Source organism: Virgifigura deserti, assembly GCA_003576685.1.
Lineage (GTDB): Bacteria > Pseudomonadota > Alphaproteobacteria > Dongiales > Dongiaceae > Virgifigura > Virgifigura deserti.
Map to the genome: position 1 here is coordinate 312,727 of QOZR01000005.1, position 18,761 is coordinate 331,487.

Consider the following 18,761-nt stretch of genomic DNA (forward strand, 5'->3'; position numbering starts at 1 on the left):
ACTTGGCCGAGAAGATTCGCGGATGGTGCGCTCTGTGCCGCTCGCGCTGCGGCTGTATCTCCGTCGTCAAAGACGGCCGCCTCATTGCAGTCGAGCCGGATCCGTCGCATCCGACCGGCGCCGCGCTCTGCATCAAGGGCCGCGCCGCGCCGGAGCTCGTCCATCATCCCGATCGCCTGCTCCACCCGCTGAAACGCACGCGGCCGAAGGGTGATCCGGACCCGGGCTGGGTCCGGATCGGCTGGGACGAGGCGCTCGACATCTCCGCCGCGGGAATCCGGCGCCTCTCGGAGGAGCACGGTCCGGAAGGCGTCGCCTTCGCGGTCACGTCGCCGAGCGGAACGGCACTCTCCGATTCCATCCAGTGGATCGAACGGCTGATCCGCGCGTTCGGCAGCCCCAACACCGTCTACGCGACCGAGGTCTGCAACTGGCACAAGGACTTCGCGACGCGCTTCACCTTCGGCGCCGGTCTGCCGACGCCGGACTACGCCAACACCGGCTGCATGCTGTTGTGGGGGTTCAACCCGAGCACGTCCTGGCTCGCTCAAGCGCAGGCTGCGGCCAAGGCTCGGGCACGCGGCGCCCGCCTCATTGTCGTCGACCCGCGCCGCGCCGGGCTGGCCGCGAAGGCGGATCTCTGGCTGCGGGTCCGGCCCGGCACCGACGGCGCGCTCGCGCTCGGCATCGCCGGCGTCATGATCGAGAACGGCTGGTACGACCGAGCGTTCGTCTCACGCTGGACCAACGGACCGCTTCTCGTCCGCAGGGACACGGGACGATTCCTTCGAGAGTGCGACCTGATGCCCGGCGGCAGCGCCGATCGGCTTGTCGCCTGGGACGAGTCCCGAAGCCGACCCGTGGTCTACGATTCGCGGAGCCGATGCTACGACGACATGGACGGTTCGCGTCTCGCACTGTCCGGAGAACTCCCGATGCAAACCGCTGAGGGCACCGTCGTCTGCGAGCCGGCGTTCGGTCTCTATGCTGCCCTGTGTCGGCGCTTTCCACCCGAGGCAGTCGAGCACATCACCTGGGTTCCGGCTGAACAGGTCCTCGCGGCGGCCCGACTTCTCCACGAGGCGCGGCCCATCTCCTACTACGCGTGGACGGGCGTCGGCCAACACACCAACGCAACCCAGACGGATCGCGCTATCGCACTCCTGTACGCCCTTACCGGCTGCTTCGATGCACCCGGCGGCAACGTCATTCTCGATCGCCCGGCAACCGCGGACGTCTCCGGTTGGGATCTCATGCCGGAGGCTCAATGGCACAAGGCGCTCGGGCTCGCTCGGCGCCCGCTCGGGCCGCCGGCCTCCGGCTGGGTCACGGCCGCCGATTTCTATACCGCGGTCCTCGACGGGGATCCGTACCCCGTGCGCGGGCTCGTCGGCTTCGGTGCCAATCTGATCCTGGCACATGCCGACGGCGAACGCGGACGCCGCGCGCTCGAGGCGCTGGCGTTCTTTGTTCATGCCGACCTCTTCCTGACCCCGACGTCTCGGTTCGCCGATGTGGTACTGCCCGTCACGACGCCATGGGAGCGTGAGGCCTTGCGCGTCGGCTTTGAGATCAGCGCAGAGGCCGAAAGCCTGATTCAGCTCCGGCCCCGCGCTGTCGAGCCGGCTGGCGAGGCCCGCTCGGATACGGAGGTCGTGTTCGCGCTCGCAGATCGGCTCGGCCTGGGCACGCACTTCTGGAATGGCGACATCGAGGCAGCCAATCGGCACCGCCTTGGCCCTTCCGGCGTGACGCTGGACGATCTGAAGGGATCGCCGTCCGGCGTCCAGGTCCGATGCATGACGCGGCACCGCAAGTATGAGCAAGCGCCGGGGTTTGTCACACCGACCGGCATGGTCGAGATCTATTCCGAAAACCTGTTGGCGGCCGGGCAGTCGCCGCTGCCGAGCTATATCGAATCGGCATTCAGTCACAGCTCGCGACCGGACCTCGCGCAGATGTTTCCACTGGTCCTCACCTCGTCGAAGACGCCGCACTTCTGCCACAGTCAACATCGCGCGATCCCGAGTCTTCGCCGTGGCGTTCCTCATCCGATCGTCGAGATTCATCCGGATGCCGCGACGGCCCGCGACATCGGTGACGGCGATCGCGTCGAGATCCGAACACCGAAGGGTCGCGCCTCCATGGTGGCACGGTTCAACACCGCGCTCGACCCACGCGTCGTCAGCGCACAGCACGGCTGGTGGCAGGCCTGCCCCGAACTGGGCCTACCGGGCTACGACCCCTTCGGGTCCGACGGCGCGAATTACAACCTCCTGATCGGCAATGACGTGATCGACCCTGTCAGCGGTTCGGTGCCGCACCGCTCTTACCTTTGTCAGGTGATCAGGCACGAAGACGGATGAGGCCGAACGAGGCCATAGATCTCATGCTGTACCCAATTAGTCGGCCGTTCAAAGAGACGGTTTCTGCCGGACAGTGAGCAATACAGAAGACAAACTTGACGTGATTGTCGTCGATTTCGAATTGTCTTGGGCGAAGCAGGAATCAAACGCTGTCGAACAAGCCGCTCGGTGCGGCTCGCCCCGATCCGATCGGGACCGGAACCTCTGTCCGCCGTTGGCGGTTTAGACCCTATGGCGTAGGGCGCGGCTAACGCCGCTCGTCACCGAAATCTGGAAAGGGTCCGATGGATATCATCCGCGTCATCCTCGCCATCCTGCTGCCGCCGCTCGGCGTTTTCCTGCAGGTGGGCTTTGGGCTGCAGTTCTGGCTCAACATCCTGCTGACCCTGCTCGGCTATATCCCCGGCATCATCCACGCCCTCTGGGTGATCTTGAGGAAATGAACGCTACCCCCCGCGGCTGGACAGACCGTCGGTCCGACCGGGCGGCATCCGACGACTCGCGGCTGGAGCAGCTCGAGCGTCTGGCGCATCTGCTCGACACGCGCTGGCAGGTTCCCGGAACGGGCTGGCGGTTCGGGATCGACGGCATCGCGGGGCTGCTGCCCGGTGTCGGCGATACCGCGACCGGGCTCGTCTCGGTCTATCTCATCTGGCAGGCGAAGCGGATGGGCGTGCCGCCGGGGTTGCTTCTGCGCATGGCCGGCAACGTCGGACTCGACGTCGTGCTCGGCAGCGTGCCGGTCCTGGGAAGCATCTTCGATTTCGCTTTCAAGGCGAATAGGCGGAACCTCCGCCTGCTCCGCCGCCATCTGGACCGTAAGACGCCGCGCAACTGAGCGGTACGCGACCGATCATCCCGTCCAGCCGAGGCCGGCGGCGATGCAGTTCATCGACAGCAGAAGCGGCACGAGATCGTCCTGCCGGCTCTTGCTGCCGGTCGCGGCGCCGCGAAAGCGGCGGATCAGCATCACCTGGTGCCGGCTGACCTGGTTGATCGCGGGCAGGACACGCGCCAGCCGCCGGCGGAATGCAGGAAACCGCTCCGCCAGTTCCGCGCCGCCGCTGATCCGCAGGACGTGGACGACGGTGCGCCGATGCTCGGCCTCGATCATCGAGAACAATTCGTCGCGCACCGCCTCGTCCGTCACCAGCCCGGCATAGTCGCGCGCAATGTCGAGATCGGTGAGAAATAGCGTCTTCTCCACCTCGTCCATGATCAGGCGGAACAGGCGCGAGGCCTCGAACATTCGTGCCAGCAGGCGCGCGCCGTCCTCGCCACGGATCGCGAGGAAGCTTTCCAGCGCCGATCCGACGCCGTACCAGCCGGGCACGAGGTGGCGGTTCTGGCTCCAGGCGAAGACCCAAGGAATTGCGCGCAGATCGCTCAGCGACTGTGCGCCGAAGCGCCGGGTCGGCCGCGACCCCAGCTTGAGGCGGGCCAATTCCTCCACCGGACTCGCGGCCTGATAATAGGCGAGCAGGCCGGGATGCTCGATCAATCGCCGATAGGCGGCATAGGACGCTCCGGCGAGCGCCTCCATGGCCTCGTCGAACTCCGGGTCGGGCCGGAGCGCCTCTTCCCGTCCCGATTTCAGCGTATGCTCGAGCACGCCGGCGGCGAGCAGCTCCATCTGGTACTGGGCGGTGCCGCGATTGGCATATTTCGACGACACGACCTCGCCCTGCTCGGTGAGCCGCATGCGCCCCTGGATCGAGCCCGCCGGCTGCGCCGCGACGGCACGGCCGGTCGGCGCCCCGCCCCGGCTGACCGATCCGCCGCGGCCATGGAAGAAGCGAATCGGAATCCCGCACTGCTCGCCGACCTGGACCAGCTTTCTCTGCGCCTTGCTCAACTCCCAGTTCGAGCAGAAAAAGCCGCCGTCTTTGTTCGAATCGGAGTAGCCGATCATCACTTCCTGCACGCCGCCGAGGTCGCGGATCGTGCGCCGCACCGCCGGCACGGCGAGCAGCTCGCGCATGATTGCCGGCGCCTGCTGAAGGTCGTCGATGGTCTCGAACAGCGGGACGACGAGAAGCCTGGAGTTCTCGACCCCCGGACCATCGGCGAACAGGCCGGCATATTTCGCCAGCAGATAGGCCCCCAGCAGATCGCCGGAAGATTGCGTCATGCTGAGGACGAAGGCGCCGATCGCATCGCGGTCGAGGCCGCCCTTCACCTCGCCCGCCAGCCGGAACATTCCCAGCGTCTGCTCGGCCTCCTCCGGCAGATCGGTGAAGCGCGGCAAGCCGTCCAGGGGACGCTGCAGCTCGGCCAGAATCCAGTGCCGCCACGCCTCCGTATCGGGGGCCGGCGTGTCCGATTGCTTCCGGCCCTGGCGCCAGATCGCGGCGAGGGTGCGATTGATCACGGTCGAGTTCTGCCGCAGATCGAGGCTCGCCGTCCGGAAACCGAAGGCCTCCACCTCGCGGCGCAGCGGACGCACCATGCGGCGCGCCAGCGCATGACCGCGGATCGCCTCGAGGCCCGCCTCCATCTCCAAAAGATCAGCGACAAGCTCGTCGGCGCCGCGATAGCCGGGCGCGGCACCGTCGATAGTGCCGTCCAGCTTATGCAGGAGGCAGGCCGCATATTGGCGGAACAACTCGCTCGGGTTGCGCGCGGCGATCGCCGGCCCCTGCCCGCTTTCGGCGAGCTTGCCCGCCAGCGTTTGCCGAAACGGATCGGGGATCGGGACGACGTTCTCGGTAATACTGAGGGTTTGCCGCAAGGCGGCGAGGCGCTGCCGGTAACGCGCGAGGCAGGCGCACCGGTTGGCGGCGAGGGTCGCGCGCGTGATCTCGTTCGCCACGAACGGGTTTCCGTCGCGGTCGCCGCCGATCCAGGAGCCGAACCGGAAGAAGGTCGGGACGGTGAGGCGATCTTCCGGATAGTGCCGCGCGAGAGCCCACTCCAGACTCTCGAGCAGTTCGGGCACTCGGTCGAACAGGACCTCATCGAAGAAATGCAGGCCCCAGGCGACCTCCTGCTCGACCTTCGGCCGCTCCATCCGAATCTCGCCCGTCGTCCACAAAAGATCAATCTCGTTGCGAAGATCGCGTACGAGCGCCTCCCGCTCGCGCGGCGTCCAGCGCGGCGATTCGAGATCGACGAGGCGACGATAGATCCGGCGGTGGATCTCGAGCACCGTCACCCGCTTCGCCTCCGTCGGATGCGCCGTGATCACCGGCCGGATATCGGCTTGGTTCAGCACCTCCTGAAGCTCCGCGGCCGGGATTCCCGTGGCCGCGGCATCCGCGATCACGTGCGCGAAAGTGCCGGGCAGGGCGTCGGGGCCGGCTTGGCGCTCGATCCGCCGGCGCGCCCGCATCGCAAGGTTCTCGTCGGCGATGCTGAGGAGCTGAAACCAGATCCCATAAGCCTGCAAGGTGGAGAGCAGCAGCGCGCGATCGTCGCCGGGCACTGGAGCCTGGCCGCGCAGAACCGGCTCGACCTCCGGCCGGCGCGCCCGGACGACGCCGAGCAGCAGGCCGAGAAGAAAGTCGGTCAGGTCGTCGGCGTCGATCGGGGTCGTTGCATCTGTCATTGTCCTCGCACCCGCCTGCAGTGTCAGGCGGCCTTCAGCGCCTCGGCGACCGTGGCGCCCAGCTCCGCCGGGCTGGGAGCCACGCGGACGCCGGCGTCGCGCAGGATCTCCACCTTTTCCGCGGCGCTTTCCCCGAAGGCCGAGATGATCGCACCGGCATGGCCCATGCGGCGGCCCTTCGGCGCGGTCAGCCCGGCGACATAGGCGATGACGGGCTTCGACATATGGTCGCGCACGAACAGCGCCGCCTCGGCCTCCTGCGGGCCGCCGATCTCGCCGATCATCATCACGGCCTCGGTCTCGTCGTCGCGCTCGAACAGTTCGAGGATGTCGGTGAAGGAGCTGCCGTTGATCGGATCGCCGCCGATGCCGACGCTCGTCGACACGCCGATGCCGGCCGCCTTCATCTGCGACGCCGCCTCGTATCCCAGCGTGCCGGACCGGCCGACGATCCCGACCGGGCCCTGCTTGTAGATATGGCCGGGCATGATGCCGAGCAGCGCCCGGCCCGGACTGATGATGCCGGCGCAGTTGGGGCCGATGAGCTGCATCCGCTCTTCCCGCCGATAGCGGCGCATGTAGCGCTTCACCTGCATCATGTCCTGCGCGGGGATGCCGTCGGTGATGGCGACGCAGATCCGGATGCCGCCGTCGGCCGCCTCCATGATCGCATCGGCGGCAAAGGGTGGCGGCACGAAGACAATGCTTGCCGTCGCCCCGGTTTCGCGCACCGCATCCTTGACCGTGCTGAAGACCGGCAGGCCCAGATGCGTGGTCCCGCCCTTGCCCGGCGTGACGCCGCCGACGATCCGGGTGCCGTAATCCAGCATCTCCTTGGCGTGAAAGCTGCCGATATTGCCGGTGAAACCCTGGACGATGACCTTGGTCGTCTGATCGACGAGAACGCTCATGATTTGACCCTCCTCAAGCCCGGTCGGCGCGCGATTGCCGCCAGGCGTCGACGACCTTGTCGGCGGCCTCGGCGAGCGTGTCCGCGGTGATGATCGGCAGGCCGCTGGTCTCGAGGATCTGCCGGCCCTCCTCGACATGGGTCCCGGCGAGGCGGACGACGAGCGGCACCGTCAGGTCGATCTTCTGGACGGCCTGCACGACCCCTTCGGCGACCCAGTCGCAGCGGTTGATGCCGGCGAAGATGTTGACGAGCACCGCCTCGACCTTCTCGTCGGAGAGAACGAGCCGGAAGGCCTTGGCGACCCGATCGGGCGAGGCGCCGCCGCCGATATCGAGGAAGTTCGCCGGCTCGCCGCCGGCATGCTTGATCATGTCCATGGTGGCCATGGCGAGGCCGGCGCCATTGATGATGCAGCCGATATTGCCGTCGAGCCCGACATAGCTGAGGCCGCGATCGGCCGCCTGGGTCTCGCGTGGGTCCTCCTGCGACTTGTCGCGCAGTTCGGAGATGTTCGGGCGGCGGAACAGCGCGTTGTCGTCGAACGTCATCTTGGCGTCGAGGGCCAGCAGCCGGCCGTCCTCCGTGACGGCCAGGGGATTGATCTCGACCATGGTGGCATCGAGATCGCGGAAGGCGCGGTAGCAGCCAAGGATCGCGGTCACCGCTTCGCTGGTGAGCGCCGGATCGAGACCGAGGCCGAAGGCGATCTCGCGGGCCTGGAAGGCCTTCATGCCGACCGCCGGCTCGACGCTGACGCGCAGGATGGAGTCCGGCCGCTGCTGCGAGATCTCCTCGATCTCCATCCCGCCGGACGCCGACGCGACGACCATCACGCGCTCCGACTTGCGGTCGAGGACGAAGCCCAGATAGAGTTCCGTGCGGATCGGCGTCACCGCCTCGACATAGAGCCGGTAGACGACCTTGCCCTGCGGCCCGGTCTGATGGGTCACCAGACGCTTGCCGAGCAGCTCCTCGGCCGCGTTCTCGACTTCGTGCGCGTCCTCGCACAGCTTGATGCCGCCCGCCTTGCCGCGGCCGCCCGAATGGATCTGGGCCTTCACGACCCAGCGGTCGCCACCGATCTCGCGGGCGCGGTAAGCCGCCTGCTCCGGGCTGTAGGCTAGGCCGCCGCGGGGAATCGGCACGCCGCACTCCGCCAGCAAGGCCTTGGCCTGATATTCGTGGATATCCATCCCTGCCACCTCCCCGTGCTCTGGCCCGTTTTCTGGCCGTTCAGCCCGCCGCGCGACCGAGGTTCGGCTTCGATCGTCGATACGTGTCGAGACGGAGTTTCGGAGGGGCCCCCGCGCCGCGGCGTCCGAAGACCCCATTTCATTCCGTCGGCCGAAGCGACTCCGGCGCAGCGTTCGTCAGGCGCTGACGAGCTTGTCGTTCAGACTAGCGCCTTCTTTTCGGTCGTGGGAATGCCGGATCGGGTCTGTGCGTCAAAGAGACGCATCTGGACGAGCGTCCGGCGGCGGCACGCGATGGGCGAGGCCGCCACCGGACGAATACCGTCATACGGTGTCGGGCAGGGCCGACGGGACGTCCTTCTCGCTTGGGTCGGGCTTCGCGACGAAGCTGTAGAACATCGGAACGACGAAGAGAGTGAACAGCGTCCCGATCGCCAGTCCCGCCGCGATCACCAGGCCGATCGAGAAGCGCGCGGCCGCGCCGGCACCGTTGGCGATCAGCAGCGGCGAAACGCCCAGCACCATCGCCGCCGTCGTCATCAGGATCGGGCGAAGGCGCACCCTCGCCGCCTCTTCGATGGCCTGACGACGGCTCATTCCCTGCGCGCGGAGGCCGTTGGCGAACTCGACCATGAGAATACCGTGCTTGGTGATCAGCCCGACCAGCGTGATCAGGCCGACCTGGGTGTAGATGTTGAGCGTGGCGAGGCCCAGGTTCAGCGGGATCAGTGCGCCGAAGATCGACAGCGGCACCGACATCATGATGATGAAGGGATCGCGGAAGCTCTCGAACTGGGCCGCCAGAACCAGGTAGATCACGATGACCGCGAGCCCAAATGCGAGTGCGATCGAGCTTCCCTCCTGGATCGTCAGCCGGGATTCGCCGGCGAAATCCTCGAAGAAGCCTGACGGCATCGTCTCCTGCGCCACGTCCCGGAGGACCTGAAGACCCTCGGCCGACGTCACGCCCGGCATCGGAATGGCCGACAGCGTCGCGGCATTGAGCTGGTTGAACTGCTCGATCGCCGCCGGCGCCGCGCCGGTCTCGATATGGACGACCGCCGACAGCGGAACCATATCGCCGCTGGCGCTGCGCACGTAATAGCGCCCGAGGCTTTCGGGATTCAGCCGGTATTCCTGCTCGGCCTGCGGGATGATGTCGTAGCTCCGGTCGTCGCGATCGAACTTCGAGACCCAGCTCTCGCCGAGCAGAACGTTCAGGGTCGTTCCGATCTCGCTGATCGCCACGCCGAGCGCGGCCGCCCGGTCGCGATCGACGATGACCCGTGCCCGCGGCGATTCGTAGGACAGGGAGTTCTGGACCATGATGAAGCGGCCCGTCGCCTGCGCCTTCTGGCGGATGGTCTCGGCGACCTCATAGACCCGCTCCGGCGAGCTCGTCGACTGGATCACATACTGGATCGGCATACCGCCGCCGGAGCCCGGAAGCGATGGCGGCGCGAAGACGAAGGACTGCACGCCGGCGACCTGGCCGAGCTCGGCCTGGATCTGCTGCTGCATCTCCTGCTGGCTGCGCTCGCGCTCGCCCCAGGGCTTGAAGGTCCAGACGGCGATGCCGGACGCGCCGCCATCCATGCCGGAGATCGTGAAGGACGCGTCGCGCTCCGGCAGACGATCGTTGATTGCCGCGAACTCGTTCATGAAGAGCGTGGTGTATTCCGAGGTCGCGTAGGGCGGCGCCTGAACCATCGCGAAGAGCGCGCCCTGATCCTCCTCCGGAGCAAGCTCCGACGACGTCTTCAGGAAAAGGTACCCCATCGTGCCGAGCAGGGCCACGACGACGAACAGGGTGATCGAGCGGTAGTTGAGCGACCCGGTCAGGCGTCGTCCGTACCAGTTGCCCAGCCGATCGAAGCTCCGGTCGACGATCCGCTGGAACCGGCTTCCGCCATGCTCGCCATGGGCGTTGAGGAGGCGCGACGACATCATCGGCGACAATGTCAGAGCGACGATGCCGGAGATGACGACGGCACCGGCGAGGGTGAAGGCAAACTCCTTGAAGAGCGAGCCGGTCAGACCCTGCGCGAAGCCGATCGGCGCATAGACGGCGGCCAGCGTGACGGTCATCGCGATCACCGGTCCGGTGATCTCCTTCATGCCCTTGATCGCCGCCGGAATCGGCTTCAACCCCTCCTCGAGGTGGCGATGGATGTTCTCGACCACCACGATCGCATCGTCGACGACAAGGCCAATCGCCAGAACCATGGCGAGCAGCGTCAGCGTGTTGAGCGAATAGCCGAGAAGATAGAGGAAGAAGCACACCCCGATCAGCGACAGCGGAATCGTGACGATCGGAATGACCACCGACCGGAAAGACCCTAGAAACAGTAGGATGACCAGGACGACGATGAGGACGGCCTCGCCGATCGTCTTAAACACTTCCTCGATGGAAGCCTGAATGAAGGTCGAGGCGTCATAGACGATCCGGACGTTCATGCCTTCCGGCAGGCTATCCTGGATCGAAGGGAGGATGTCGCGCACCGCCTGCGCCATGTCGAGCGGGTTGGCGGCCGGCGTCGGGAAGATGCCGATGAAGGTGCCGTCCTCGCCGTTGAAGGAGACCTTCACCTCGTAGTTCTCGCTGCCGAGCTCGACGCGGGCGACGTCGCGCAGGCGCACGACGTCGTCACCGTCGGCGCGGATCGGGAGCGCGCCGAAGGATTCCGGCGTCTGCAGCGTGGTCTCGGTTTCGACGGCATAGGCGACGAGGTCATTCTTCGTCTTGCCCGGCGCGGCCAGGAAGTTGCTGCCGCGAATCGCGGCCGCCACCTCGGCGGCGGTCACCCCGCGCGAGGCGAGCTTGATCGGATCGATCCACACCCGCATCGCGAAGGTCTGGCCGCCGAGCACCTGCGCGTCGGCGACCCCGTCGACCGTCGAGAGCCGCGGCTGGATGACCCGAGTCAGGTATTCCGTCACCTGCTGTGGGGTCATGCGGTCGTTGGTGAAGGCCAGATACATCAGGGCGAAGGACTGGCCGGTGCCCTTCTGCACGATGGGATCCTCGGCATCCTCCGGGAGCTCGCCGCGGACCTGCTGGGTCTTCGCGATGACTTCGGTCAGCGCCTTATCCGGGTCGGTGTTGAGGCGCATATGGACCGAGACGGTGCTCGTCCCGAGCATGCTCTTCGACGTCACATAATCGACGCCCTCGGCGCTCGCCACGGCCTTCGCGACCGGGGTCGTGATGAACCCCTGCATCAGATTCGCGCTCGCGCCGGGATAGGCGGTGGTGACCGTGATGACCGTCTCGTCGACTTCCGGATACTGGCGGACGGACATGTTCATCATCCCCTGCGCGCCGAGCAGGAGGATGAGCAGGCTGACGACCGTCGAGAGGACCGGGCGACGGATGAAGAGCTCGGTGAAACCCATGGACCTTACCTCGCTGCGGCGGCCAATTCTGCCGGGTTCACAGTGTTGTCGATGCTGACGACGGTTCCGTTGTCGAGCTTGTTCTGCCCCGAGGTGACGACGGTCGAGCCGGGCTCGAGCCCGTCCACGACCTCGATCAGGCCACCGTTGCGCCGCCCGGTCTTCACGAAGACCTGCCTGACCGTCTGCGTCTTCTCCGCACCATCCTGGACCACAAAGACATAGTCGCCATAGAGGCTGGCGATTACGGCCGTCTGCGGGACGGCGATCACACCGGTCTCCTCGGGAAGGTCGACGCGGACGCGGACGAACTGTCCGGGCCGGAGCCGACCCTCCGGGTTCCGCACTTCCGCCCGAACCGCCACGAGACGGGTCGTCGGATCGGTCTTGGGCTCGATGCCGGTGATTCGGCCATGGAAGTCGAGCGCGCCGGCCTCGGCCCCGAAGGCGGCGGTCTGGCCGATCGACAAGGCGCCGACACGCTGCTCCGGCACCGAGAAATCGATCTTCATCGTATCGATATCCTGAAGCGTAGCGACGAGCTGGCCCGGCTGCACATAGGCGCCGACGTCGATCCGGGGAATGCCGATGACACCGGCGAACGGCGCCTCGATCCGTTTCTGCTCAAGGACCGCCTTGAGACGCTCGAGAGCCGACCGGGAGACGTCCAGCGCAGCCTGCGCCTCATCGAGAGCCGCCGCCGCCGCCGTGCCCCGCCGCCGCAGGGTCTGCACCCGCTCGAGCTGCGTCCGGTCGCGCTCCACCGCGGATTTCGCGGCAAGAAGATCGGCCCGCTCGACGGCGTCGTCGATCTGGACCAGAAGCTGGCCCTTGCTCACCCGGCCGTTCGCCTCGAACGCGATCGACCGCACAACCCCGCTCGCCTCGATCGCGACGTCGACGCCTTGCGAGGCCTTGGCGGTGCCGATCGCCTCAATCCCTGGGTTCCAGGTCACCGGCTCCACCACCGTCGCGGAAACCGTGACCGCGGTCACCGGCATGTTCGCGAAGTAATTCGCGATCGCCTGGTCACGGAAGACGTTGAAGCCGATCAGCCCGCCGCACAGAAGAACCACCAGGACGAGGGCAATCACGAAGCGCTTGATCATGAGGAATCTCGTAGGTTGAAAGGCTCGGCCACCGTCCGCGGTGCTTGAACCGGCGGCTTGGGCGGGCCAATATATGTACCGGATATCCGGTTTTTTCAAGAGGCCAGCGGCATCGTACGAAAGGAAGGTTCAAGTGATATGAACGAAGAGACGGCACGCCGGCGGGGCCGGCCGAGCTCGAAGGAGCGGGCGCTGGATGCGGCGCTGGAAATCGTCCTCGAATCCGGGGCTGGGCACCTGACCTTCGAGGCCCTGGCGGAAAAGAGCGGGATCAGCCGGGGCGGCCTGCTCTATAATTTTCCGAGCAAGCAGGCGCTGCTCAAGGACCTAGTCCGCCGCTATATCGAGCAGTGCCGCCAGGAAATCGACGCGATTGAAGCGGATCGGCCGCCGACACTCAACAGCGCGATTCGCAAGCTGGTCGAGCAGCGCCTTTCCAGCCCGCCGCACGATCGCCGCGCCGCCGGCAGCATGCTGGCGGCCATGGCGGAAGATCCGGCCCTCGTCGAACCGGTGCGGGAGCATCACGAGGAACTGGCGAACGAAATCCGGGCGACGTCGGAGCGGCCAGACCTCGCCTTCGTTGCCTGGATGGCGCTCGAGGGGCTGTTCTTCCAGGAACTCTTCGGTTTGAGCCCGATGAGCAGCGAGGAGAGAGTCAGCCTCATCGAGCGGATCAGGGAACTCGCCGACCCGCCCCGGCCGTCCCCCTGACTCTCCGGCACCAGTCCCGAAATCAGAGGAGACCGACCAGTTCGTAGAACATCGCCCCCACGAGACCGGCCGCCGGAATCGTCACGATCCAGGCGATCAGGATATCGTTGGCGACGTGCCAGCGCACCGCCGCGGTCCGCCGGGCGGCCCCGACGCCGATGATCGAGCCGGTGATCGTGTGCGTCGTGGAAACCGGTACGCCGAGCCCGGTAGCGAGGAAGAGCGTGATCGCGCCGCCGGTTTCGGCGGAGAAGCCCTGCACCGGCTTCAGATGCGTGATCCGCGAGCCCAGGGTGTGGACGATCCGCCAGCCGCCGACCAGGGTTCCCAGGCCCATCGCGGCGTGACAGACGATCACGACCCAGAAGGGCACATGGAACTCGGCGCCGAGATAGCCCTGCGAAAAGAGCAGAACCGCGATGATGCCCATGGTCTTCTGCGCGTCGTTTCCGCCATGGCCGACCGCGTAAGCCGCCGCCGAGGCGATCTGGAGCACCCGGAACCGGCTGTCGACCGCGAAAGGGGTCGAGCGGACGTGAATCCAGGACACGATCAGGACCAGCAACTGCGCGAGAACGAAGCCGAGAAACGGGGAGAACACGATGCCGGCGGCGACCACGCCGAGGCCGCTCCAGACGACCGAGACGAACCCGGCCTTGGCGACGCCGGCGCCGACGAGGCCGCCGATCAGCGCGTGACTGCTGCTCGACGGAATTCCGAGGCGCCAGGTCACCACGTTCCAGACGATCGCCCCCATCAAGGCGCCGAAGATGACCTGCGCGTCGACGACGCCGGGATCGATGATCCCGGTGCCGAGCGTCGTGGCGACATGCACGCCGAAGACCGTAAAGGCGATGAAGTTGCAGAACGCCGCCCCGATGACGGCGGTCCGCGGCCGCAGGACACGCGTGGAAACCACCGTTGCGATCGCATTGGCGGCATCGTGGAGCCCGTTCAGGAAATCGAACAGAAGCGCGATGCCGATCAGCGCGACCAGAATGGGCAGACCGATTGTCGCTTCCACGGCCGGTCCTAGACGTGCTTCGCCGTGATAGTCTGGAGCAGGTTGGCGACGTCGTCGCACTTGTCGACGACATCCTCGAGATGCTCGAAGATCTCCTTGAGGTCGATATAAGCCAGCGTATCGATCTCACCGGCGCGCGCCTGAGCGCGCAGGCGCGTGAGGCCCTCATCGAAGCACACGTCGGCTTCGCCCTCGATCCGGCCGACTCCCGCGCAGAGGTCGGCAATCCTCTGATGCTCCCGCGTCACGGACTCCAGCAGGGGGATGGCCTGATGAAGCAGGTCGGCGCTTCCCGAGACGGCGCCCGCCATCACCCTCATCTCCTCCGAGAAAGCCCGGACCTCATATCGCTTGATCTCCTTCGACGTCTCCTCGATGAGGTCGACGATGTCGTCGAGCTCGTGGGCGAGGCCGAAGATGTTCTCCCGATCGAGCGGCGCATTGAAGGTATGGCCGGCAGCGAGAAAGATCTGCTTCGCTATCTCGTCGGCCTCTCCCTCGATCCGGCGGATCGCCGCGAAGCGATCCTCCGGCCGACCTTCGCCATCGATAAGCCCCTTCAACTCGATGGCCGCCGTAATGACGAGGCGCGACTGCTCGCCGAAGAGATCAATGAATGCCGCCTCTTTCGGCATCAGGAATCCGAAAAGATTCAGGCGCATCAGTCCGTATCCTTGTTTCCCACCCTGAAAATTCTGATGACTTCTCCGGCAACCGCAAGCGCTGACGCTGCTCACCTTCGTCGGCGCCGGCACTTGGGTACCTGCACATGACGCGAAAAATCCCAATCGGCTCGCGACGGAATCGGCGGCCTTCCCCGTTCGATAAGATAGAGCGGCGCGAGAATCGCGCCGCCGTAACCTGGAGAGAGCAAGACATGCTGAAACGCCTTGGATCCGCGCGGCTGCCGCTGGCGATCGCCACCTTTGGCCTCATCGGCCTCGTCGGCACCGGCAGCCTCGCTGCCGACCGCACCGGAACATCCGACACCCGGCATGGGCATTGGGGCGAGAGGATGCTGCTGCAGATGGACAGCGACAAGGACGGCACGATCACCCGCGCCGAGATAGATGCCTCCGCGGCGGCACGCGCCGCCGCGATCGACGCCGACCAGGACGGCACGATTACGGTTGAAGAGATCGACGCCTATCGGGAGAAGCGGCGCGCCGAGCGGATGGCCGAGCGGCTGGCGCGGATGGATCGGGACGGTGATGGCAAGGTGAGTGTCGAAGAGTTCGAAGACGCGCAGACCTGGCGACTTGCAAGGTTCGATCGCAATGGCGACGGAACGATCGAGCGACGCGAGATGAGGCATGGCCGGCACGGGCACGCTCGACACTGGTCAAAGACCGAACCCTCCGAGTAAGACGGGAAGTCGGATCGCACATGGCGGCACGGCACGGCTCTTCCGTGGAGATCATGGAAGGACCGCGGCCATGCGAAACATAGGCCTGAAGGGCCGGAGGGGCCGGAGGACGATTTGGCGGGTGCGCAGCCGACCGGCGAGCCGGCCGAGGACCCGGATCTGGAGCTGGTGCGCCGGGTCGGCGATGGCGATGCACGTGCCTGCGCGGCGCTGGTCGACCGCCTGCTCCCGAAGGTCCTCGGCCTTGCTGGGCGGATGCTCGGGAACCGCGCGGATGCCGAGGAGGTTGCGCAGGAGACGTTCCTGCGGGCGTGGCAACAGGCCGGCCGGTGGCGTCCCGGCGAAGCCCGGTTTTCAACTTGGCTGCACCGCGTGACGCTGAATCTCTGCCATGACCGCCTTCGGCGGCGACGCGAAACCGCGCTCGACGCGGCCGGCGATCCGCCGAGCCTGGAGGCCGCGCCCGGCACCGACCTGCAGCGCGCCGCCGTGACCGCCAGGATCGAAGCGGCGCTGGCCCGGCTGCCTGACCGCCAGCGGAGCGCGATCCTGCTGTGCCATTATCAGGAGCTGGGCAATATCGAGGCGGCGGAGGTTCTGGGAATCAGCGTCGAGGCGCTCGAATCTCTTCTCGCACGCGGACGCCGACGGCTGAAGGACCAGCTGGCCGGAGAGGCGGCGGACCTGATGGGAGAGCTGCAATGACGACGGATCGGATGACCCTGCAGCGGTTCGAGGCGATCACCGCCGCCTATGGCGCGCGGCCGGACCGCTGGCCGGCGGCGGAGCGAGACGCCGCGAATGCACTGCTGGCCGACTCCGCCGCGGCGCGGACGCTGCTGGAGGGAGCTGCGGCGCTCGACGGACTGCTCGACATGGTGCCGGCACCGGCGCCAGCGCCGACGATGCGTGCGGCCATTCTGGCGGCCGCGCCACGCGCCGCGACGCTATCCCTCGCCGGCCGCCTGGCCGAGGCGTGGCGGGCATTCAGCGGCGAGTTTGGCGGCTTTCGGGCGGCCGGTCCGGTTTTAGCGGCTTCGCTGCTGCTCGGGGTCGCCGCCGGCAGCCTGCTGTCCGACGGCGCCGGCGGGGCGTCCGATCCGGACCTGCTGCAGCTTGCCCTGCTGGACGAACAGTTCGCGGAGTACTGATCCATGGCCGGCCGCCTGTCGAAACCGATGCGAGTCCTGCTCGTGCTGTCGCTCGCCCTCAACCTCTTCGGCGCCGGCGCGATCGCCGCTAGCGCCGTCATGGATCGCGGCTGGCTTGCCGGCGCGTTCGGCCTTCATCATCACCGTCCGCCCCGCATCATGGGTATGCCGAATCCGCGGCAACTGCACGCCGTCCTGCCGGAGAGCGGCCGCGTGATCCTCAAGGAGACGCTGGACGCGCACCGCCCCCGGTTTCGCGAAAATCTGCGCGGCTTGTTCGCGGCGCGGCGGGCGGTCGCCGAAGCGATCAAGGCCGACCCGTTCGACCGGACACGGCTGGAAGCCGCCTTCACCACGCTCCGCGACCGCGAGGCGAACGTCGCCACGGCTGCCCAAGCGACTATGGCCGATCTCGTCTCCCGCCTCGATGCAGACGAGCGCGACGCGGTGGCGGAGCTGCTGACGGTACGGCAAAGACGACGGGAATAAGAGTGTCCAACGGCCATTGCACCGGGTCGCCGGCGCTTGGCTGCTTAGATCATGCGGTGATGGGAGTAGATCAGGACCATATCGACAGTCTCGCCGTCGGTCGAAAGCGGCAGATAGAGACAGCCGACCTCCTCAAGCTGGACCTCGGCCGAGCGGATCACTTCCGGGTCGAAGACGATCCGCTTGTCCTCGACGACGAGCCGATAGTTCTCGATGACCTCCTGCGGGTCGACGCCGATGCAGTGCTCGAAGACGCTTTTGCCGGTGGGGTCGTAGCCGCGCGCATCCACCTCGCGCGTGCCGACCAGGCGGTAAGTCAGCCGGAACGGATCGCGCTCGACATCGACCAGGACGACTCCGGGAAGAAACCCGATGATCTCTGCCGGGTCGATGTCCGCGCGCGACGGCATCGGCCGGTTCTGCCGCTTGCCGTCCCAGTAGCGGTAGAACGCTGCGATCCTGGGATGACAATGCTCAAGGAACTCGGGCGCGACATATCGCCGGTACGGCTCGCTTCGATCCCCTGCCCTGGTCTGGCTCATTGAGTAGTATTTAAGCGCGATATCTTGCAGAGAGTCTAATAGAACTTATCCGAACTCTGCGCCGACTTGGCTTCTGGATCATGATCCCCCGAGAAACGGACGCACGATTTCGAGGAACGCCTCGGGCTGCTCGGCATGGATCCAGTGCCCCGCCTCCGGCAGGGTGACGATCTCGGCGCTCGGGAACAGGCGCTTGATGGCGGGATGCTGCGCCTCGCCGACATAGGCCGAGCGCCCGCCGGCGATGAACAGGGCCGGCCCGCCATAGGTCCGATCCGAAGGAAGTTCCGGGAAATCGGACAGACCGGCCATGGCTTCCTCAAGGACCGGCAGATTGACCCGCCAGCGGAACCGCCCATCCTCGGCAACGAGATTCTGCAGCAGGAACAGGCGCACCATCTGGTTCCGAACCGGTCCGCGCAACTGTTCTTCGATTTCGCTGCGCCGGGTCGACGCCGAGAGGTCGACCGCCCGCATCGCCCGAACATATGGGAGGTAGGTCGGCGGATAGGACACCGGCGCAATATCGACGACGACAAGCCGGTCGACCCGCCCACCGTGACACAGCGCTGTGAGCATGGCCACCTTGCCCCCCATGCTGTGCCCGAGCAGCGTAGCCCTGTCCATCCCGTGCTGCTGCAGGAAGGCGCGAACATCCTCCGCCATCTCGGCATAGCGCATGCTGTCGGCCCAGGGCGAAGCGCCATGGTTGCGCAGATCCAAGGCATAGACCCGGTGCGTCGCGGCAAGCCGCTTCGCGATCATCGTCCAGTTGCGGCCCGCACCGAACAGCCCGTGCAGAATCACGACCGGCGGGCCGGCCCCTTGTTCAACCGCGGCAAGTGCGACAGCCATTCTCCGATACCTCAAGTGGTGGTGGCGTTTTCTCGATCCGTCATCATATAGAGACGGAACGAGGGGGCGTTCAGCAGGGCTCGGAGCGGATCCTGC

Annotated in this window: 17 protein-coding genes; 8 read left to right on the forward strand and 9 right to left on the reverse strand. The window is 66.6% G+C overall.

From position 1 onward, the window contains the following. Nucleotides 1-2 precede the first annotated feature (2 nt). The 3 genes from DT069_RS11345 to DT069_RS11355 all read left to right on the forward strand — a co-directional run bounded on the left by DT069_RS11345 (nucleotide 3) and on the right by DT069_RS11355 (nucleotide 3,204). Complete coding sequence (locus DT069_RS11345; protein WP_119460414.1) at nucleotides 3-2,366, forward strand: molybdopterin-containing oxidoreductase family protein; 2,364 nt, start codon at nucleotides 3-5, stop codon at nucleotides 2,364-2,366. Between the two features lie 284 nt (nucleotides 2,367-2,650). Next, the gene (locus DT069_RS11350; RefSeq protein ID WP_119460415.1) at nucleotides 2,651-2,809 is read left to right on the forward strand and encodes a YqaE/Pmp3 family membrane protein; all 159 of its coding nucleotides are present in this window, start codon (nucleotides 2,651-2,653) and stop codon (nucleotides 2,807-2,809) included. Further along, nucleotides 2,806-3,204: a DUF4112 domain-containing protein gene (locus tag DT069_RS11355; protein WP_119460416.1), complete on the forward strand. Its 399-nt coding sequence runs from the start codon at nucleotides 2,806-2,808 to the stop codon at nucleotides 3,202-3,204. Before DT069_RS11350 ends, DT069_RS11355 begins: the two co-directional genes overlap by 4 nt. A 15-nt stretch (nucleotides 3,205-3,219) precedes the next feature. Here DT069_RS11355 and DT069_RS11360 read toward each other — a convergent pair whose 3' ends face one another. From DT069_RS11360 to DT069_RS11380, 5 genes are all read right to left on the reverse strand, one after another. Beyond that, nucleotides 3,220-5,913 (reverse strand): phosphoenolpyruvate carboxylase, encoded by a 2,694-nt coding sequence (locus DT069_RS11360; RefSeq protein WP_119460417.1) that lies wholly within the window; start codon nucleotides 5,911-5,913, stop codon nucleotides 3,220-3,222. Nucleotides 5,914-5,936: 23 nt separating this feature from the next. After that, nucleotides 5,937-6,824: a succinate--CoA ligase subunit alpha gene (gene sucD / locus DT069_RS11365; RefSeq protein WP_119460418.1), complete on the reverse strand. Its 888-nt coding sequence runs from the start codon at nucleotides 6,822-6,824 to the stop codon at nucleotides 5,937-5,939. Between the two features lie 13 nt (nucleotides 6,825-6,837). Next, nucleotides 6,838-8,019, reverse strand: a complete 1,182-nt coding sequence (locus DT069_RS11370; RefSeq protein WP_119460419.1) for a malate--CoA ligase subunit beta — start codon at nucleotides 8,017-8,019, stop codon at nucleotides 6,838-6,840. A 324-nt stretch (nucleotides 8,020-8,343) separates the two neighbouring features. Further along, nucleotides 8,344-11,415, reverse strand: a complete 3,072-nt coding sequence (locus DT069_RS11375) for an efflux RND transporter permease subunit (protein WP_119460420.1) — start codon at nucleotides 11,413-11,415, stop codon at nucleotides 8,344-8,346. 5 nt (nucleotides 11,416-11,420) lie between these two features. Next, the gene (locus tag DT069_RS11380) at nucleotides 11,421-12,524 is read right to left on the reverse strand and encodes an efflux RND transporter periplasmic adaptor subunit (RefSeq protein ID WP_119460421.1); all 1,104 of its coding nucleotides are present in this window, start codon (nucleotides 12,522-12,524) and stop codon (nucleotides 11,421-11,423) included. 138 nt (nucleotides 12,525-12,662) lie between these two features. Between DT069_RS11380 and DT069_RS11385 the strand changes: the two genes are divergently transcribed. Further along, nucleotides 12,663-13,238, forward strand: a complete 576-nt coding sequence (locus tag DT069_RS11385; RefSeq protein WP_119460422.1) for a TetR/AcrR family transcriptional regulator — start codon at nucleotides 12,663-12,665, stop codon at nucleotides 13,236-13,238. Between the two features lie 22 nt (nucleotides 13,239-13,260). Here the strand turns inward: DT069_RS11385 and DT069_RS11390 are convergent, their stop codons facing one another. After that, complete coding sequence (locus DT069_RS11390) at nucleotides 13,261-14,262, reverse strand: inorganic phosphate transporter (RefSeq protein ID WP_119460423.1); 1,002 nt, start codon at nucleotides 14,260-14,262, stop codon at nucleotides 13,261-13,263. A gap of 8 nt (nucleotides 14,263-14,270) precedes the next feature. After that, on the reverse strand, nucleotides 14,271-14,924 hold the full coding sequence (locus DT069_RS11395; RefSeq protein WP_119460424.1) for a DUF47 domain-containing protein: 654 nt from the start codon (nucleotides 14,922-14,924) through the stop codon (nucleotides 14,271-14,273). 215 nt (nucleotides 14,925-15,139) lie between these two features. Here DT069_RS11395 and DT069_RS11400 point away from each other — a divergent pair, with 215 nt between their 5' ends. The 4 genes from DT069_RS11400 to DT069_RS11415 all read left to right on the forward strand — a co-directional run bounded on the left by DT069_RS11400 (nucleotide 15,140) and on the right by DT069_RS11415 (nucleotide 17,268). After that, nucleotides 15,140-15,628: an EF-hand domain-containing protein gene (locus DT069_RS11400; RefSeq protein ID WP_162913139.1), complete on the forward strand. Its 489-nt coding sequence runs from the start codon at nucleotides 15,140-15,142 to the stop codon at nucleotides 15,626-15,628. A gap of 114 nt (nucleotides 15,629-15,742) precedes the next feature. Then, a complete protein-coding gene (locus DT069_RS11405; protein ID WP_119460426.1) occupies nucleotides 15,743-16,333 on the forward strand; it encodes an RNA polymerase sigma factor in 591 nt (196 codons plus the stop codon). Continuing rightward, the gene (locus DT069_RS11410) at nucleotides 16,330-16,779 is read left to right on the forward strand and encodes a hypothetical protein (RefSeq protein ID WP_119460427.1); all 450 of its coding nucleotides are present in this window, start codon (nucleotides 16,330-16,332) and stop codon (nucleotides 16,777-16,779) included. The genes DT069_RS11405 and DT069_RS11410 overlap by 4 nt, the downstream gene beginning before the upstream one ends. 3 nt (nucleotides 16,780-16,782) lie before the next feature. After that, on the forward strand, nucleotides 16,783-17,268 hold the full coding sequence (locus DT069_RS11415) for a periplasmic heavy metal sensor (RefSeq protein WP_119460428.1): 486 nt from the start codon (nucleotides 16,783-16,785) through the stop codon (nucleotides 17,266-17,268). Between the two features lie 44 nt (nucleotides 17,269-17,312). Here DT069_RS11415 and DT069_RS11420 read toward each other — a convergent pair whose 3' ends face one another. Together DT069_RS11420 and DT069_RS11425 are read right to left on the reverse strand one after the other, a co-directional pair. Beyond that, nucleotides 17,313-17,810 (reverse strand): PAS domain-containing protein, encoded by a 498-nt coding sequence (locus tag DT069_RS11420; RefSeq protein ID WP_119460429.1) that lies wholly within the window; start codon nucleotides 17,808-17,810, stop codon nucleotides 17,313-17,315. Between the two features lie 78 nt (nucleotides 17,811-17,888). Further along, nucleotides 17,889-18,665: an alpha/beta fold hydrolase gene (locus DT069_RS11425; RefSeq protein WP_119460430.1), complete on the reverse strand. Its 777-nt coding sequence runs from the start codon at nucleotides 18,663-18,665 to the stop codon at nucleotides 17,889-17,891. Between the last annotated feature and the right edge of the window lie 96 nt (nucleotides 18,666-18,761).

Coding starts and splice junctions, on each gene's coding strand:
- DT069_RS11350 (WP_119460415.1), top strand. CDS start 2,651: ATGGATATCATCCGCGTCATCCTCGCCATCCTGCTGCCGCCGCTCGGC.
- DT069_RS11355 (WP_119460416.1), top strand. CDS start 2,806: ATGAACGCTACCCCCCGCGGCTGGACAGACCGTCGGTCCGACCGGGCG.
- DT069_RS11360 (WP_119460417.1), bottom strand. CDS start 5,913: ATGACAGATGCAACGACCCCGATCGACGCCGACGACCTGACCGACTTT.
- sucD (WP_119460418.1), bottom strand. CDS start 6,824: ATGAGCGTTCTCGTCGATCAGACGACCAAGGTCATCGTCCAGGGTTTC.
- DT069_RS11370 (WP_119460419.1), bottom strand. CDS start 8,019: ATGGATATCCACGAATATCAGGCCAAGGCCTTGCTGGCGGAGTGCGGC.
- DT069_RS11375 (WP_119460420.1), bottom strand. CDS start 11,415: ATGGGTTTCACCGAGCTCTTCATCCGTCGCCCGGTCCTCTCGACGGTC.
- DT069_RS11380 (WP_119460421.1), bottom strand. CDS start 12,524: ATGATCAAGCGCTTCGTGATTGCCCTCGTCCTGGTGGTTCTTCTGTGC.
- DT069_RS11385 (WP_119460422.1), top strand. CDS start 12,663: ATGAACGAAGAGACGGCACGCCGGCGGGGCCGGCCGAGCTCGAAGGAG.
- DT069_RS11395 (WP_119460424.1), bottom strand. CDS start 14,924: ATGCGCCTGAATCTTTTCGGATTCCTGATGCCGAAAGAGGCGGCATTC.
- DT069_RS11400 (WP_162913139.1), top strand. CDS start 15,140: ATGCTGAAACGCCTTGGATCCGCGCGGCTGCCGCTGGCGATCGCCACC.
- DT069_RS11410 (WP_119460427.1), top strand. CDS start 16,330: ATGACGACGGATCGGATGACCCTGCAGCGGTTCGAGGCGATCACCGCC.
- DT069_RS11415 (WP_119460428.1), top strand. CDS start 16,783: ATGGCCGGCCGCCTGTCGAAACCGATGCGAGTCCTGCTCGTGCTGTCG.
- DT069_RS11420 (WP_119460429.1), bottom strand. CDS start 17,810: ATGAGCCAGACCAGGGCAGGGGATCGAAGCGAGCCGTACCGGCGATAT.
- DT069_RS11425 (WP_119460430.1), bottom strand. CDS start 18,665: ATGGCTGTCGCACTTGCCGCGGTTGAACAAGGGGCCGGCCCGCCGGTC.